General features: G+C 33.3%; 1 protein-coding gene. It reads right to left on the bottom strand.

The annotated features are described in order from the left end of the window. Positions 1 to 27 precede the first annotated feature (27 nt). Positions 28 to 438: transposase family protein (locus HUK38_RS14795; RefSeq protein ID WP_182585067.1), on the bottom strand; the 411-nt coding region annotated here is incomplete at its 5' end.

Raw genomic sequence — 438 nt, forward strand, 5'->3', positions numbered from 1 at the left:
TAGAGTTGTTTTAACTAGCAAAATCAGCTAGTTAGCTAGATTAAAATTCCATAGCCCTGCACAAACTCCAAGAATTTTGTCATATAAATCAAAGTTGTGAATACGAAGCCGATCTGAAAGAATACGAAATCGCTTTAATCCACCAATACTGTGTTCAACAAAAATACGCTCTGAAGCAAGCTGTTTGTTCACGTTTTTTTGTTCGGTGGTTAATGGTTTATTTTTAGATTTTTTGTGTGGAATTGAAACGCTTTTGCACCGATAACTATTAACAATTCCGTTGTATCCTGAATCAACTCTAATTGTACAATTTTCAAACCAGGGTAGCTCTGGTGGAAATTCTTGTTTTAATAGATGAAAGTCGTGTCTTCTACCACCATAAGGACGACTTAAATATTTAATGAATCTATTTTTAGTTGAAATCAGCATGGTTTTTAA

Origin of the sequence: Thiospirillum jenense, assembly GCF_014145225.1 — a bacterium.
Classification (GTDB): domain Bacteria; phylum Pseudomonadota; class Gammaproteobacteria; order Chromatiales; family Chromatiaceae; genus Thiospirillum; species Thiospirillum jenense.